Source organism: Curtobacterium sp. AC272, assembly GCF_979258155.1.
This window is the reverse complement of the sequence record NZ_OZ409838.1, coordinates 2,168,655-2,183,174: the sequence shown is the minus strand read 5'-3', so window position 1 is coordinate 2,183,174 and position 14,520 is coordinate 2,168,655. Positions and strand designations below refer to the sequence as shown.

Here is a 14,520-nt window from a genome sequence, read left to right as displayed (position 1 = left end):
CGCGGCCCCTGCCCCGGTCCGCACCGTCCGGTCCGTGCACGCCCCCGGACCTGCCCGGTAGGCTTGCCGGGTGAGCGAAGTCGAGATCGGTGCAGGCAAGCGCGGACGTCGGGCGTACGCGTTCGACGACATCGCGGTGGTCCCCTCCAGGCGCACGCGTGACCCGCGCGACGTCAGCGTGCAGTGGTCGATCGACGCGTTCACCTTCGCGTCGCCGATCCTCTCGGCGCCGATGGACTCCGTGTCCTCGCCGGCCACGGTCATCCAGATGGGCAAGCTCGGCATCCTGGGCGTCCTCGACCTCGAGGGGCTGTGGACCCGCTACGAGGACCCGACGCCCTACTACGACGAGATCAAGTCGCTCACCGACGGCAACGTCACGAAGCGCATGCAGGAGATCTACTCCGAGCCGATCAAGCCGGAGCTGATCACCGCGCGCCTGGCCGAGATCCGCGCCGCCGGGGTGCCGGTCGCCGGCTCGCTCAGCCCGCAGCGCACGCAGGAGTTCTCGAAGACGGTCGTCGACGCCGGTGTCGACCTGTTCGTCATCCGCGGCACGACGGTCTCGGCCGAGCACGTGTCGCAGAACGAAGAGCCCCTCAACCTCAAGAAGTTCATCTACGAGCTCGACGTCCCGGTGATCGTGGGCGGTGCCTCGACGTACACGTCGGCGCTGCACCTCATGCGCACGGGTGCTGCCGGTGTCCTCGTCGGCTTCGGCGGCGGCGCTGCGTCCACCACGCGTGCCGCGCTGGGCATCCACGCGCCGATGGCCACCGCGGTCGCCGACGTCGCGGGTGCGCGTCGTGACTACCTCGACGAGTCGGGTGGCCGCTACGTGCACGTCATCGCCGACGGCGGTCTCGACACCGCCGGCGACATCGTCAAGGCGATCGCGGTCGGTGCGGACGCCGTCATGCTCGGCACCGCGCTCGCCCGCGCCACCGAGGCACCGGGTGGCGGCTTCCACTGGGGTGCCGAGGCGCACCACCCGGAGCTGCCCCGCGGCCGCCGGGTCGAGGTGGGCACGATCGCCCCGCTCGAGAACGTGCTGAACGGTCCGACCCCGACGTTCGACGGCCGCGCCAACCTCGTCGGTGCGCTGCGCCGCTCGATGGCGACGACCGGATACTCCGACGTCAAGGAGTTCCAGCGAGTAGAAGTGGTCGTGGCGCCGTACCACCAGTGATCCTGGTGGCACCCGCGCACCGACGCGGGTGACGCTTCGGCGCCGACCGTGACCCGGAGGCGACGATGGCGAAGTCCAGCACCACGAAGCAGACCAGTTCGGCCGGACGTCCTGGCGACGTCGTGCCGGGGGCGGGGTTCGACCCCGCGGCCAAGCTCGGCCCCGACGAACGCGCGGCGGCGATCGAGACCCTCAAGACGAAGGAGCTCGACGTCCTGGTCGTGGGCGGCGGCATCGTCGGTGCGGGCAGTGCGCTCGACGCCGTCACCCGTGGCCTGACCGTCGGCATCGTCGAGGCTCGTGACTGGGGTTCCGGCACGTCGAGCCGTTCGTCGAAGCTCGTGCACGGTGGCATCCGTTACCTGGAGCAGCTGAACTTCGGGCTCGTGCGCGAGGCCCTCATCGAACGCGGCCTGCTGCTGCAGCGGATCGCCCCGCACCTGGTGAAGCCGGTGCGCTTCCTCTACCCGCTCAACCACCGCGTGTGGGAGCGGTTCTACATCGGCATCGGCATGGCGATGTACGACGCCTTCAGTTGGTCCGGCGGTCGTCCGCCCGGGGTCCCGCACCACCGGCACCTCAGCCGCACGCAGGTGCTCCGCTCGATGCCGTCGCTCAAGAAGGACGCCTTCGTCGGCGGCATGACCTACTACGACGCCCAGGTCGACGATGCCCGCTACGTCGCTTCGCTCGTCCGCACGGCGGCGTCCTACGGCGCGCACGCCGCGAGCCGCATCCGGATCGAGGGCTTCATCAAGGTGGGGAGCGCGTGGTCGGCGCCCAGGCCCACGACATCCAGACCGGCGAGCGGTTCGAGATCCGCGCGAAGCAGGTCGTGAACGCCACGGGCGTCTGGACGGACGACACCCAGGCGATGATCGGCACCCGCGGGCAGTTCAAGGTGCGGGCGTCGAAGGGCGTGCACCTGGTCATCCCGCGCGACCGGTTCCAGTCGAACATGGGCATGATCCTGCGCACCGAGAAGAGCGTGCTGTTCGTGATCCCGTGGGGCCGGCATTGGCTGGTCGGCACGACCGACACCGACTGGTACCTCGACAAGGCGCACCCGGCGGCGACCGCGGCCGACATCGACTACATCCTCGAGCACGTCAACAAGGTGCTCCGCGTCCCGCTCACCCGCGAGGACGTCGAGGGCGTCTACGCCGGCCTCCGTCCCCTGCTGGCGGGGGAGTCCGACCAGACCTCGAAGCTGAGCCGCGAGCACGTGGTGGCGCACACGGTGCCCGGACTCGTCGTGGTCGCCGGCGGCAAGTGGACGACCTACCGGGTGATGGGCAAGGACGCCATCGACGAGGCAGTCGCCGCGATGGACGGCAAGATCCCGGCGTCGACGACCGAGGACATCCCGCTGCTCGGGGCCGAGGGCTACCCGGCCGCGTGGAACCGTCGCGCACGGACCGCCCGCAGCTTCAACGTGCACAAGGTCCGCATCGAGCACCTGCTGAACCGCTACGGCACCCTGGCCACCGAGGTGCTGCAGCTCGTCGAGCAGGACCCCGCCCTGGCCGAACCGCTGCCGGGCGCCGACGACTACATCGGTGCCGAGGTCGTGTACGCCGCCTCGCACGAGGGGGCCCTGCACCTGGAGGACGTCCTCGCCCGCCGCACCCGCATCTCGATCGAGGCCTGGGACCGCGGCGAGTCGGCGGCCCCGGTCGCCGCGAAGCTCATGGCCGACGTGCTCGGCTGGGACCAGGAGACCACCGAGCACGAGGTGTCGAACTACCTGAAGCGTGTGGCCGCGGAACGCGAGTCGCAGCTGCAGCCCGACGACGAGAGCGCTGACCGTGTGCGGCTCGAGGCACCGGACATCGCGTTCGGCTTCGACGAGGACGACGTCGTCGTGGGTGGCGGCCGCAGCAGCGGCGCCGAGGGCGCGAAGGCGTCCGACGAGCAGGTGGTGGGGGAGAAGACGAGCGAGCCGGAGTAGCGCGGCCGGCAGACGCCGTCGTGTCACCGAGACGACGGCGCCCGCTGGTGGCGCAGGACGCCAGCGTGTTGCGTGGCCCACCCGCGCCTCCAGGCAGACGGCAGAGCGGACGGGAGGCCCGTGGTGCGTCCGTCAGACGGCCAGCGTCCCCGACACGGTACGGCCACGGCGTCGCTCGCCGACGACGAGCACGACCGGGATCGCGAGCAGCGCGACGAGGCTGGTGACGTAGAGGACACCGGCCCAGATGGTGTGGTCCTCGCCGCCGATGCCGTAGCCGTCGGCCACGTCCATCCCGAGCTGGAAACCGGAACCGAACACCTGGACGGCGCCGGCGGCCACGATGGCCAGCAGCCAGGCGGCGGCGACGTGCGCCGTCGTCCGCCGGACCAGCGTCACGATCAGGACCGTGACCGCCAACGCGATGCCGACCGCCGCGATGACGAGCACGGCCACGACGTCGGTCCGCACCTGGTACCCCTGCGCGTCGAGGTGGCCGTAGATCGCACCGAGCGACTGCCCCGGCACCGCACTGAGCGGGTCGAGCACGAGCGCGTTGAGCGCCAGCAACCCCGCGTACAGTGTGACGACCAGCGTCCCGACGACCCCGACGACGATCCGAGTTCTCCCCATCCACAGAACAGTAGCGACCGGAATGCGCGGGGCCGTGCGGTGGTTAGCATGGGCGTACTCGAAAAGGGAGCCATCATGGTCGACGTCCATCGCGTCAAACTCCCCGGAGTCGGCGTGCTGCACAGCTTCTACACCGACGACGGTGGCAAGTGCGGTGTCATCACGCACCGGTCGGGTCACTCCGACCTCATCTCGTTCGCCGACGTCTCCGACGGCGCGGACAAGTCCGAGAAGGTCTCGCTGCGCCTCAGCGAGGACGAGGCGCACACCCTCGCCGAACTCCTGGGCGGCACCCGGATCACCGAGGGCCTCGACAAGCTCGACGAGATCCCCGGTCTGTCCATCGACTGGTTCTCGGTCGACTACGACGACGCGATCGCCGGCAAGCCGCTCGGCGACCTGCACGACTCCGGCTTCATCGGCCTGACCGTCGTGGCCGTCGTCCGTGGCGACAGCGCCAACCCGGCACCCTCGCCGGACTTCGTCGTCTTCCCCGGTGACACCATCGTCGTCGCCGGTTCCCCCGAGAAGGTCGCCAAGGCCTTCTCCTTCTACCGCAGCGGAGAGCTTGCGGCCGCATCGGCCGAGGCCCCGCGGAAGAGCTAGCGCATGCACCTGGGCGGTGAACTGCTCACCATCGGTGTGCTGTTCGTCATCGCCTACGTGCTCGGGCGGCTCGGCAAGACCATCGGTCTGCCGGCGATCCCGATCTACATGATCGTCGGGCTCATCGCGAGCCCGCACACCCCGTGGATCGGCCTGAACGTCGAGTCGCACACGATCGAGCTCATCGCGACGTTCGGGCTCATCCTGCTGCTGTTCAACCTCGGGTTGGAGTTCGACCAAGAGGAGTTCTACGGCAACGCCGGCAAGCTCCTGGTGTCGGGCGGCACCTACGTCGTCATCAACATGGGCGTCGGGTTCGCGTTCGGGTTCTCGCTCGGCTGGGGCACCCGGGAAGCCCTGATCATCGCCGGCATGACGGCCACCTCGTCGAGCGCGATCGTCACGAAGCTCCTCATCGAGCTGCGACGACTCGCGAACGACGAGACCCCGATGATCCTGGGCGTCACGGTCATCGAGGACGTCTTCATCGCCGTCTACTTGGCGATCGTCTCGGTCGTGCTGTCCGGCGACACCAACGCCTGGGCCGTCGTCGGCAAGCTCGCGCTCGCGTTCGGCTTCCTCATCGTGATGTTCACGCTCGCCCGGTTCGCCGGCAAGTGGGTGTCGAAGATCTTCGCGACGCGGGACGACGAACTGTTCACGGTGCTGTTCTTCGGGCTCGCCGTGATGTTCGGTGGCATCGGCGACCTGCTCGGCGTGACCGACGCCATCGGTGCGTTCGTCATCGGTCTGCTCTGCGGTGCCACCCGGTACCGCGACCGCATCGAACAGCTCGCCCTGCCGATGCGCGACGTCTTCGCCGCGTTCTTCTTCGTGAACTTCGGCCTCGGCCTCGACCTGTCGACGTTCGGCGAGGTGCTCTGGCCGGTCCTCGGTGCGATCGGCATGACGGTCGTGCTCAACGCGGTCGCCGGGCAGATCGTCGCGCGCATGAACGGCTTCAACGTCCAGCAGGGGATCAACACCGCCGTCATCCTGGTGAACCGTGGGGAGTTCGCGCTGATCCTCGCGACGCTCTCGGCTGCCGCCGGACTGGAATCCCGGATCACCGCGTTCGCGGGTCTCTACGTCCTCGTCATGGCGATCCTCGGGCCGTTGCTCGCGGTGAACTCGGAGCGGATCGGCCGCCTCGTGGTGCGCCCCGCCCGCCTCGCCCGCCTGCGCGGACGACTCGGTGGCCGCCGGGCGGTCGCCGCGGCTGCCGCCGCCGAGGCGGCAGAGGCCGAGGAAGCCGAAGCAGCGTCCGCGGCCGCGGTCCGCCGTGCCGAGCGGGACCGCCAGTTCGCGGAGGAGTTCGCGCTCGTGGAGGCCGCTGGCAGGGACGAGCAGGAGAATGGGTCACCGGAGGCGACCGACGAACCCGTCACGTCGCCCGTCGAGATCCCCACCGAACGCCCCGAGCGTCCGGTCCGACAGCGCGATCCGGAGTACTGATACAGATGTGGGCCGTTGCCCGACGACCGAGGTGGATCGCGCTGCTGTTGCTGGCGCTCGTGCTCGCGGCGGTGTTCGCCGGGCTGGGCAAGTGGCAGCTGGAGCGGAGCATCGCCAACGGCAAACCGCTGCCGGCGACCACCGAGACCCGCAAGACGCTCGAGGCGGTCACCGCGCCCGAAGAACCCGCGAGCGAGACCATCGCCGGCCAGAAGGTCACCGTCACCGGCACGTTCGTCGCCGGCGACACCACGATCCTGACCGGCCGCACCGGGGGTGGGACGTACCAGACCGTGGGCCACTTGGTGGACTCGGATGGTGGGGCGAGCCTCCCGGTCGTCATCGGGTGGTCCGACCAACGGTCGGCCGCCGTCGCCGGTGGTGACCGCCTGACGGACGGGCAGACGCTCACGGTGCAGGGCCGGTACTACCCCGCCGAGTCGCCCGACCAGGACACCTACAAGCAGGCGGAGTACTCCGCCGTGGCACCCGCGCGCTTCGTGAACACGTGGAAGGCGTTCGACGACCGGATGTACCTCGGGTACGTCGTCGCCGACGGTGCCACCGCGCAGGCCGCCGACCTCGGCACCATCGCCGACCGTGCGCCGTCGCGCGAGGTCCAGTTCGACTGGCTGAACCTGTTCTACGCGATCGAGTGGGTCGTCTTCGCCGGCTTCGCGGTGTTCCTCTGGTACCGGTTCGTGAAGGACGCCTGGGAGCGCGAGGAAGAGGAGCGGCGCGAGGCTGCCCTCAGCGTCGACGGGGCCCTCGCGGACCGACGGTAGGCTGGTCGTCATGGCCTTGACCGTCCGAACCCGCGACATCCCGAAGATCCCGGGTGCGGTGAAGTGGTACCGCGTCTCCGCGTACATCACCGGTGTGCTGCTGCTGGCCCTCGTGATCGAGGTCATCATCAAGTACACGCCGCTCCAGCTCGAGATGCAGCTCGGCAACGGCCCGTTCTTCGTGCCGAACGGCACGGCCGGTGAAGCACCCGGCACGTTCAACCTGTCGATCGCGATCCTCATCGCGCACGGCTGGCTGTACGTCCTCTACCTCTTCACGGACTTCCGTCTGTGGAGCATCATGCGCTGGAAGCCCTCCCGCTTCCTGCTCATCGCCCTCGGTGGCATCATCCCGTTCATGTCCTTCGTGGTCGAACACCGCATGCAGCAGAAGGCCATGGACACCTACCACGAGCTGATCGCTGCCCAGCAGCGTGAGAAGGAGGCCGCTCGGTGAGCGAGACCGAACAGCGTCCCGTCCTCGTCGTCGACTTCGGAGCCCAGTACGCGCAGCTCATCGCGCGTCGGGTCCGTGAAGCGAACGTCTACAGCGAGATCGTCCCGCACTCCATCACGGCGGAGGAGATCCGCGCGAAGGACCCCGCAGCCATCGTGCTGTCCGGCGGTCCGTCGTCCGTGTACGAAGAAGGTGCGCCGTCCCTCGACGGCGACATCCTCGACCTCGGCGTCCCCGTGCTCGGCATCTGCTACGGCTTCCAGGCCATGGCGACCGCCCTCGGTGGCGAGGTCGCGAACACCGGCCTGCGTGAGTACGGCGCGACGTCCGTCGACGTCAGCGGCACCGACAGTGTCCTGCTCGGTGGCCAGCCCGGGTCGCAGGTCACGTGGATGTCGCACGGCGACTCCGTGGCGAAGGCCCCCGAGGGCTTCGAGGTCCTCGCGTCGAGCGCGTCGACCCCCGTCGCGGCCTTCGCATCCGACGAGCGCAAGCTCTACGGCGTGCAGTGGCACCCCGAGGTGAAGCACTCCGAGCACGGCCAGGCCGTCCTCGAGAACTTCCTGCACCGCGCCGCCGGTCTGCCCGGCGACTGGAACTCGAGCAACGTCATCGACGAGCAGGTCGCCCGGATCCAGGCCCAGGTCGGGTCGAACCGCGTGATCGCCGGCCTGTCCGGCGGTGTCGACTCCGCCGTCGCCGCAGCCATCGTGCACAAGGCCGTCGGTGACCAGCTCACCTGCGTCTTCGTCGACCACGGGCTCCTCCGCGCCGACGAGCGCAAGCAGGTGGAAGAGGACTACGTCGCCTCCACCGGTGTCCGGCTCATCACGATCGACGCCGAGCAGCAGTTCCTCGATGCCCTCGCCGGTGTGAGCGACCCCGAGCAGAAGCGCAAGATCATCGGCCGCGAGTTCATCCGCACGTTCGAGGCCGCGGCCGAGGCACTCGTGCTCGAGGCGCGCGGGGACGGTGACGACGGCGAGGTCAAGTTCCTCGTGCAGGGCACCCTCTACCCCGACGTCGTCGAGTCCGGCGGCGGAGCAGGCACCGCGAACATCAAGTCGCACCACAACGTGGGCGGCCTGCCCGAGGACATGACCTTCGAGCTCGTCGAGCCGCTCCGTGCGCTCTTCAAGGACGAGGTCCGTGCCGTCGGTCGCGAGCTCGGCCTTCCCGAGGTCATCGTCGGCCGCCAGCCGTTCCCCGGACCGGGGCTCGGCATCCGCATCGTGGGTTCGGTCGACAAGCAGCGGCTCGAGCTGCTCCGCGCCGCCGACAAGATCGCGCGCGAGGAACTCTCCGCAGCGGGTCTCGACGGGGAGATCTGGCAGTGCCCGGTCGTCCTGCTCGCCGACGTCCGCTCCGTGGGTGTCCAGGGCGACGGCCGCACGTACGGGCACCCGATCGTGCTCCGTCCGGTCTCGTCCGAGGACGCCATGACCGCGGACTGGACGCGCCTGCCGTACGACGTGCTCGCGAAGATCTCGAACCGCATCACGAACGAGGTGCCCGACGTCAACCGGGTCGTGCTCGACGTCACGTCGAAGCCGCCGGGGACGATCGAGTGGGAGTGACGCTCCCTGAACGACCGGAGGCCCGGCACGCCCTGCGTGCCGGGCCTCCGCGCGTCCGTCGGGCGCGCGTGCGGCGTGCGTGCGTGCGGCGCGTCGGGCGTCCCCGAGGTTCCGAGATCTCGGCATCCGAGCCTCCCCCGGGGCACCTGTGGAACCTCGGCGTCGCACCCGCGGCATGTCGTGGAACCTCGGCGCCGCGGGCACGGCGAGCCCCACAGCCCCGCAGCCCCGCAGCCCCGCAGCCCCCACGCCCCCACGCCCCCACGGCACCCCAGGAACGACGAAGGGCCCCGGCAGCGCCGGGGCCCTTCGTGTACGCGGTGGTACTAGTTGCGCGCGCTGCTCGCGACGATGGCGAGGATGCGCAGGATCTCGAGGTACAGCCAGACGATCGTCATGATCAGGCCGAACGCCGCGGTCCAGGCGTAGATGCGGGGAGCTCCACGACGGACACCGGTCTGGATCTGGTCGAAGTCGAGGATCAGCGAGTACGCCGCCATGACCACGACGAGGATGCCGATGATCACGCCGAGCGGGATGCCGAAGACGGTGATCCCGAGGGCACCGAACGCGGTGTTCGTCACCCCGGTCCACATCAGGACCAGGTTGATGAGCGAGAACACCATGTACCCGACCATCGCGACGAGGAAGAAGCGCGTGGCCTTCGGTGTGGCGCGGACCTTGCCCGATGCGAACAGCGCGAGCGTCACGGCGAAGACACCGAGCGTCCCGAACACCGCCTGGGTGACGATTCCGCCCCACATCGAGTTGTACGCGCCGGAGATGCCACCCACGAACAGGCCCTGGGCGAAGGAGTACGCCAGGACGAGGCCCGGTGAGGGCTTCTTCTTGAACATGTTCACGAGCACCAGGACGAACCCGACGACGGCGCCGATGATCCAGACGATCGGGGGCAGGTTCCAACCGGCCACTGCACCGACGACGAGCACGCCGAAGGCGAGCAGCGTCTTGACGATGGTGTCCTCGTACGACATGCGGTCGGTGTCGACCGTCGATGCCGCCGGGCGGTCGTACATGTACTGCAGCTGCTCGGGGGTCATCCCGCCCTGTGCCTGCTGCGGGGTCTGTCCCCAGCCGGCCTGCTGCTGACCAGCGCCACGCCCACCCCAGGTGTTGGCTCCCTGGGCGTTGAAGGCGGGGGACTGGTCGAAACCGGGCTTGAAGGCCATGGTGTCCTCTTCCTAGGAGATATGAGTCCTCTCAGCCTAGGTGCGCTCGGTCGCGGAAGGCTGAGGATTCGCGGCGAGCGGACGCGGGCCCGGAGGCCTTGACGACGGCAGCCTATGGGCGCCCGCTGCACGCACGCCTCGAAGACGTCGAGAGTCCGCCGTCCAGCGTGCCGAGCCCGACGGCACCGCCGGGTAGAGCCAGGTGACGAGCGCCACCGAGATCGTCATGAGCAGGAACCACGCGACGATCTTCGTCGGGGCCACCGGGTGCCAGACCGCGAGCTGCGCGGGGTAGCTCCACGCCCCGGCCCAGGTCGCGACGTTCTCGGCGAACCAGATGAACACGGCGACGAGTCCCATGGCGACGAGCACCGGCATGCGCATCGTCGCTCGGTGGATCCGGACGTGCATGGTCGTGCGGGCGAAGAGCAGCACGACGAGTGCGAGCAGGACCCAGCGGGCGTCGGGCAGGAAGTGGTGCCCGAAGAAGTTCAGGTACACGCCGGCAGCGACGACGGCGAGCAGCCACTGCCGCGGGTACCGGTCGAACCGCAGGTCGAACAGGCGGTGCACGCGGACCATGTACGACCCGACCGCGCCGTACATGAACCCGGAGAACAGCGGGACACCGGCGATCACGAACAGCCCGCCGGGTTTGTACGACCACGAGCCCATGTGCGTCTTGAAGACCTCCATGGCGGTGCCGACGACGTGGAAGAGCAGCACGACCCGGAGTTCCCGCACGGTCTCGAGCCCGAACACGAGCATGCCGACCTGCAGCAGCACCGCCACGACGGTCAGCACGTCGTTCCGGAACGTCGCCGGCACGGTCACGGAGGCCACGGCCATCGAACCGAGCAGCAGTGCCCCGAACGCGCACGCCCACGCCTGCTTCGCGCCGAACACCAGGAACTCGGTGACGAACAGCCGGACGGGCCGGTGCGGCTGGTGCCCGGCGTCGAGCAGTCGGCGGGCGGCACGGTCGATCCGGGCCTCGACGGCGGTGGAGAGCGATCGGACGGTCATGCAGCGATGGTCAGCGCCGATGCTGAGATGCACGGGCTCCGGCCGGGCGCGTGTGTCCCGCGACACAGGACGGTCCGCGGTCACCCTGGCCCAGTAGGGTCGCGCCATGACCCTCGTGATCGCCCACCGCGGTGCGTCCGGCTACCGCCCCGAGCACTCGCGGAGCGCGTACGAACTCGCCATCGAGCTCGGTGCCGACGCGATCGAGCCGGACCTGGTGCCCACGAAGGACGGCGTGCTCGTGCTCCGCCACGAGAACGAGGTGTCCGGCACCACCGACGTCGCGGACCACCCGGAGTTCCGGCACCTGCGCACGACGAAGACCGTCGACGGCCAGAGCCTGACCGGCTGGTTCACCGAGGACTTCACCTGGGCCGAGCTGCAGACGCTCCGCACCCGGGAACGCCTGCCCGCGCTGCGGCCCGGGTCGGCCGAGCACGACGGCGAGGAGCCGATCCTGCGCCTCGAGGACCTGCTCGCGATCCTCGACGCCGCGCCTCGTCCGGTCGGGCTGGTCGCCGAGGTCAAGCACGCGGCCTTCTTCGGCCGCGCGGGCTTCCCGATGGACGAACTCGTCGACCGCGCGCTCGGTGACGCCGGGTGGCGCCGTGACGAGCGGCTCACGGTCGAGAGCTTCGAGAAGGGCGTGCTCCGCGACCTGCGCGAGCGGCACACGGGTGGTCGGCTGGTGTACCTCCAGGAGGCCCGTGGCAGCGCCGCCGACGAGGTCGCGTCCCACGGATCGCTCGCCCCCACCTACGCCGCGGAGCGTTCCGAGGACGCGCTCGCGTCGTTCGCGACCGAGTTCCACGGCATCAGCGTCGACCTCGGCACGCTGATGGCCGGGGTGGACAGCGTCGCGCTCGAGGACCCGTCGCCGGTCCGGAGCGCGATCGTCGACCTCGCGCACGCCGTGGGCCTCGCGGTGTACACGTGGACGCTCCGACCGGAGAACCGGTTCCTGCCCGGGCCGCTGCGCCGCGGTGGTGACGTCGCGGCCTTCGGCGACTGGGAGCGCTGGTACACCTCGGTGATCCGGACCGGCCTCGACGGGGTGTTCGCGGACCACACCGACCTGGCGGTCCTCGCCCGGTCGGCTGTCGAGGGTCCCGCTTAGACTGTCCCGAACATGACGATCGTGCTCGACCCCTTCGAATCGACGCCCGAGCCGGGCGCCGGTGCCCGTGCGTACGAAGACCCGTTCACCGCGGGTCTGAACCCCCAGCAGAAGGAAGCCGTCGAGTACCGCGGCGAGTCCCTGCTGATCGTGGCCGGTGCCGGATCCGGCAAGACGAGCGTCCTCACGCGCCGCATCGCGCTGCTGCTCGCCAACCGTGAAGCCTGGCCGTCGCAGATCCTCGCGATCACCTTCACGAACAAGGCTGCGGCCGAGATGCGTGAGCGCGTCCGGGCCCTGGTGGGTGGCGAGTCCGACGGCATGTGGATCTCGACGTTCCACTCGGCGTGCGTGCGCATCCTCCGGCGCGAGGCGGAGCGGTTCGGGTTCGCGCAGTCGTTCACGATCTACGACTCCGCCGACTCCAAGGCGCTGCTGAAGCGGATCATCAAGGACCTCGAGGCGGACACGCTCGGGCTCACGGTGGGCGCCGCGGCGTCGAAGATCTCGAAGCTCAAGAACGAGCTGCAGGACATCGACTCCTACGCCCGCAACATCAACGTGAACGACCCGCAGGAAGTCATGTTCACCGAGGTCTTCCGTCGGTACACGAACGACCTGCGCCGGGCGAACGCCTTCGACTTCGACGACCTCATCGGCCAGACGGTCTTCCTGTTCCGGGCGTTCCCCGAGGTCGCTGCGCTCTACCAGCGGCGCTTCCGCTTCATCCTGGTCGACGAGTACCAGGACACCAACCACGCGCAGTACTCCCTGATCCGCGAGCTCACGCGTCCGGTGCCGGTCGAGCAGGTCGACAAGCTCGAGGACTCCGGCCAGCACGTCGCCCGCATGCGCGAGCGCGACGGGTCGATCGCCGGAGCGTCCCTGACCGTCGTGGGCGACTCGGACCAGTCGATCTACGCGTTCCGCGGGGCCGACATCCGCAACATCGTCGAGTTCGAGCGCGACTTCCCGAACTCCAAGGTGATCCTGCTCGAGCAGAACTACCGCTCGACGCAGACCATCCTCGACGCCGCGAACGCCGTCATCGCGAACAACTTCGACCGTCAGGCGAAGAACCTGTTCACCGACGTCGGCGCGGGCGAGAAGATCGTCGGCTTCACCGGGTACACCGGCCACGACGAGGCCCAGTTCGTCGCCGACGAGATCCAGCGCCTGCGCGAGGACGGCATGGACTACCGCGACATGGCGGTGTTCTACCGGACCAACTCGCAGACCCGTGCGCTCGAGGAGATCTTCATCCGCGCGGCGATCCCGTACCGGGTGCTCGGCGGCACCAAGTTCTACGAGCGCGCCGAGATCAAGGACGCCATGGCGTACCTGATCACCGTGGCGAACCCTGCCGATCCGATGGCGCTCCGTCGTGTGCTCAACGTGCCGAAGCGCGGCATCGGCTCCGTCACCGAGACGACCCTGCAGCGCTACGCCGACGAGCACGAGACCACGATGCGCGATGCCCTGCGGCACGCGGGTGAGCTCGGCTTCGGGCCGAAGGTGCGGAACGCCATCACCGAGTTCGCGGCGTTGCTGGACTCCGTGTCCGAGAAGGCCCCGACGCAGCCGGTCGTCGACACCCTGACCCAGCTGCTCGACGGCTCCCACCTGCTCGAGAACCTGCGGAAGTCGCCCGACGCGCAGGACGCCGCCCGGGCCGACAACATCGACGAGCTCGTGGCGGTGACGCGCGAGTTCCAGAAGAACAACCCCGAGGGCACGCTGACGGACTTCCTGACCGAGGTCTCGTTGGTGGCCGCGGCGGACGAGCTCGACGACTCGTCGGGCACGGTGTCGCTCATGACGCTGCACACGGCCAAGGGGCTGGAGTACGAGGCCGTGTTCCTGACCGGGGTCGAGGAAGACCTGCTGCCGCACCGGATGTCCGCGAACGAACCGGGTGGTCCGTCGGAGGAACGCCGGCTGTTCTACGTCGGCATCACCCGCGCGAAGAAGGTCCTGTTCCTGTCGCTGGCGATGACCCGCGCCCAGTTCGGTGACGTCAACGTCGCCATGCCGTCGCGCTTCCTGCAGGAGATCCCCGAGGGGCTCATCGAGTGGAAGCAGTCGCCGGGCATGGCGAACAGTCGTGGTGGCACGCAGCCCCGTGCGCTGAACGCGAAGCGCGAGGGCGGCATCGGCGGCGGTGGCGGCGGCTACCGCGGTGGTGGGGGCTGGGGCGGTGGCTCGTACGACCGCGCGGCCGCTGCGTCGAAGACCCGCCCGAAGACCGAGTGGGCGAACCGGGTGTCCGGCCAGGTGCGCGACAACGGCGACATGGAACTCGTCACCGGCGACCGGATCAAGCACGTCGACTTCGGCGAGGGCACCGTCTCGGCGGTGACCGGTCAGGGCGCGAAGCGCATCGCCGAGATCGCGTTCGACTCCGCGGGCCGCAAGAAGCTGCTCATCAAGATCGCGCCGATCGAGAAGCTCTAGCCGGAGCCAGCTGAACGTCCGTACACCCCGCCGGTTCCCCGGCGGGGTGCGTTCGTCGTGGGCACGAGGACGTCGCGCCA

The 14,520-nt window shown here is 69.5% G+C and carries 11 protein-coding genes and 1 pseudogene; 9 read left to right on the top strand and 3 right to left on the bottom strand.

Annotation, left to right across the window (positions count from 1 at the left end):
- Positions 1 to 70 precede the first annotated feature (70 nt).
- Both ACZZ0J_RS11070 and ACZZ0J_RS11065 read left to right on the top strand, forming a co-directional pair.
- Entirely contained in the window at positions 71 to 1,189 is a 1,119-nt protein-coding gene (locus ACZZ0J_RS11070; protein ID WP_123339491.1) for a GuaB3 family IMP dehydrogenase-related protein, read from the top strand.
- A 65-nt stretch (positions 1,190 to 1,254) separates the two neighbouring features.
- Positions 1,255 to 3,140: pseudogene (locus ACZZ0J_RS11065) on the top strand (glycerol-3-phosphate dehydrogenase/oxidase).
- A 132-nt stretch (positions 3,141 to 3,272) separates the two neighbouring features.
- On the opposite strand, the gene ACZZ0J_RS11060 reads toward ACZZ0J_RS11065, so the two are convergent.
- Entirely contained in the window at positions 3,273 to 3,773 is a 501-nt protein-coding gene (locus tag ACZZ0J_RS11060) for a hypothetical protein (protein WP_463436900.1), read from the bottom strand.
- A 75-nt stretch (positions 3,774 to 3,848) separates the two neighbouring features.
- On the opposite strand from ACZZ0J_RS11060, the gene ACZZ0J_RS11055 reads away from it, so the two are divergent.
- Genes ACZZ0J_RS11055 through guaA form a run of 5 tightly spaced genes read left to right on the top strand, consistent with a single transcriptional unit; the run spans position 3,849 to position 8,653 of the window.
- Positions 3,849 to 4,379 (top strand): cation:proton antiporter regulatory subunit, encoded by a 531-nt coding sequence (locus ACZZ0J_RS11055; protein ID WP_071260110.1) that lies wholly within the window; start codon positions 3,849 to 3,851, stop codon positions 4,377 to 4,379.
- A gap of 3 nt (positions 4,380 to 4,382) precedes the next feature.
- Positions 4,383 to 5,834 carry a cation:proton antiporter gene (locus tag ACZZ0J_RS11050; RefSeq protein ID WP_123339493.1) on the top strand — a complete coding sequence of 484 codons (1,452 nt, stop codon included), beginning with the start codon at positions 4,383 to 4,385 and terminating at the stop codon, positions 5,832 to 5,834.
- Between the two features lie 5 nt (positions 5,835 to 5,839).
- Positions 5,840 to 6,619 (top strand): SURF1 family cytochrome oxidase biogenesis protein, encoded by a 780-nt coding sequence (locus ACZZ0J_RS11045; RefSeq protein WP_123671443.1) that lies wholly within the window; start codon positions 5,840 to 5,842, stop codon positions 6,617 to 6,619.
- Positions 6,620 to 6,629: 10 nt separating this feature from the next.
- Positions 6,630 to 7,076: a DUF3817 domain-containing protein gene (locus ACZZ0J_RS11040; protein WP_111083416.1), complete on the top strand. Its 447-nt coding sequence runs from the start codon at positions 6,630 to 6,632 to the stop codon at positions 7,074 to 7,076.
- On the top strand, positions 7,073 to 8,653 hold the full coding sequence (guaA, locus tag ACZZ0J_RS11035; RefSeq protein ID WP_111083415.1) for a glutamine-hydrolyzing GMP synthase: 1,581 nt from the start codon (positions 7,073 to 7,075) through the stop codon (positions 8,651 to 8,653). The genes ACZZ0J_RS11040 and guaA overlap by 4 nt, the downstream gene beginning before the upstream one ends.
- Positions 8,654 to 8,979: 326 nt before the next feature.
- Here guaA and ACZZ0J_RS11030 read toward each other — a convergent pair whose 3' ends face one another.
- Together ACZZ0J_RS11030 and ACZZ0J_RS11025 are read right to left on the bottom strand one after the other, a co-directional pair.
- Positions 8,980 to 9,843 carry a Bax inhibitor-1/YccA family protein gene (locus ACZZ0J_RS11030; protein WP_463436896.1) on the bottom strand — a complete coding sequence of 288 codons (864 nt, stop codon included), beginning with the start codon at positions 9,841 to 9,843 and terminating at the stop codon, positions 8,980 to 8,982.
- A 36-nt stretch (positions 9,844 to 9,879) separates the two neighbouring features.
- Positions 9,880 to 10,869 carry a DUF817 domain-containing protein gene (locus ACZZ0J_RS11025; protein ID WP_463436894.1) on the bottom strand — a complete coding sequence of 330 codons (990 nt, stop codon included), beginning with the start codon at positions 10,867 to 10,869 and terminating at the stop codon, positions 9,880 to 9,882.
- A gap of 106 nt (positions 10,870 to 10,975) precedes the next feature.
- On the opposite strand from ACZZ0J_RS11025, the gene ACZZ0J_RS11020 reads away from it, so the two are divergent.
- The gene (locus ACZZ0J_RS11020; protein ID WP_463436892.1) at positions 10,976 to 11,986 is read left to right on the top strand and encodes a glycerophosphodiester phosphodiesterase family protein; all 1,011 of its coding nucleotides are present in this window, start codon (positions 10,976 to 10,978) and stop codon (positions 11,984 to 11,986) included.
- Between the two features lie 12 nt (positions 11,987 to 11,998).
- Positions 11,999 to 14,440, top strand: a complete 2,442-nt coding sequence (locus ACZZ0J_RS11015) for an ATP-dependent helicase (protein WP_463436890.1) — start codon at positions 11,999 to 12,001, stop codon at positions 14,438 to 14,440.
- Positions 14,441 to 14,520 lie beyond the last annotated feature (80 nt).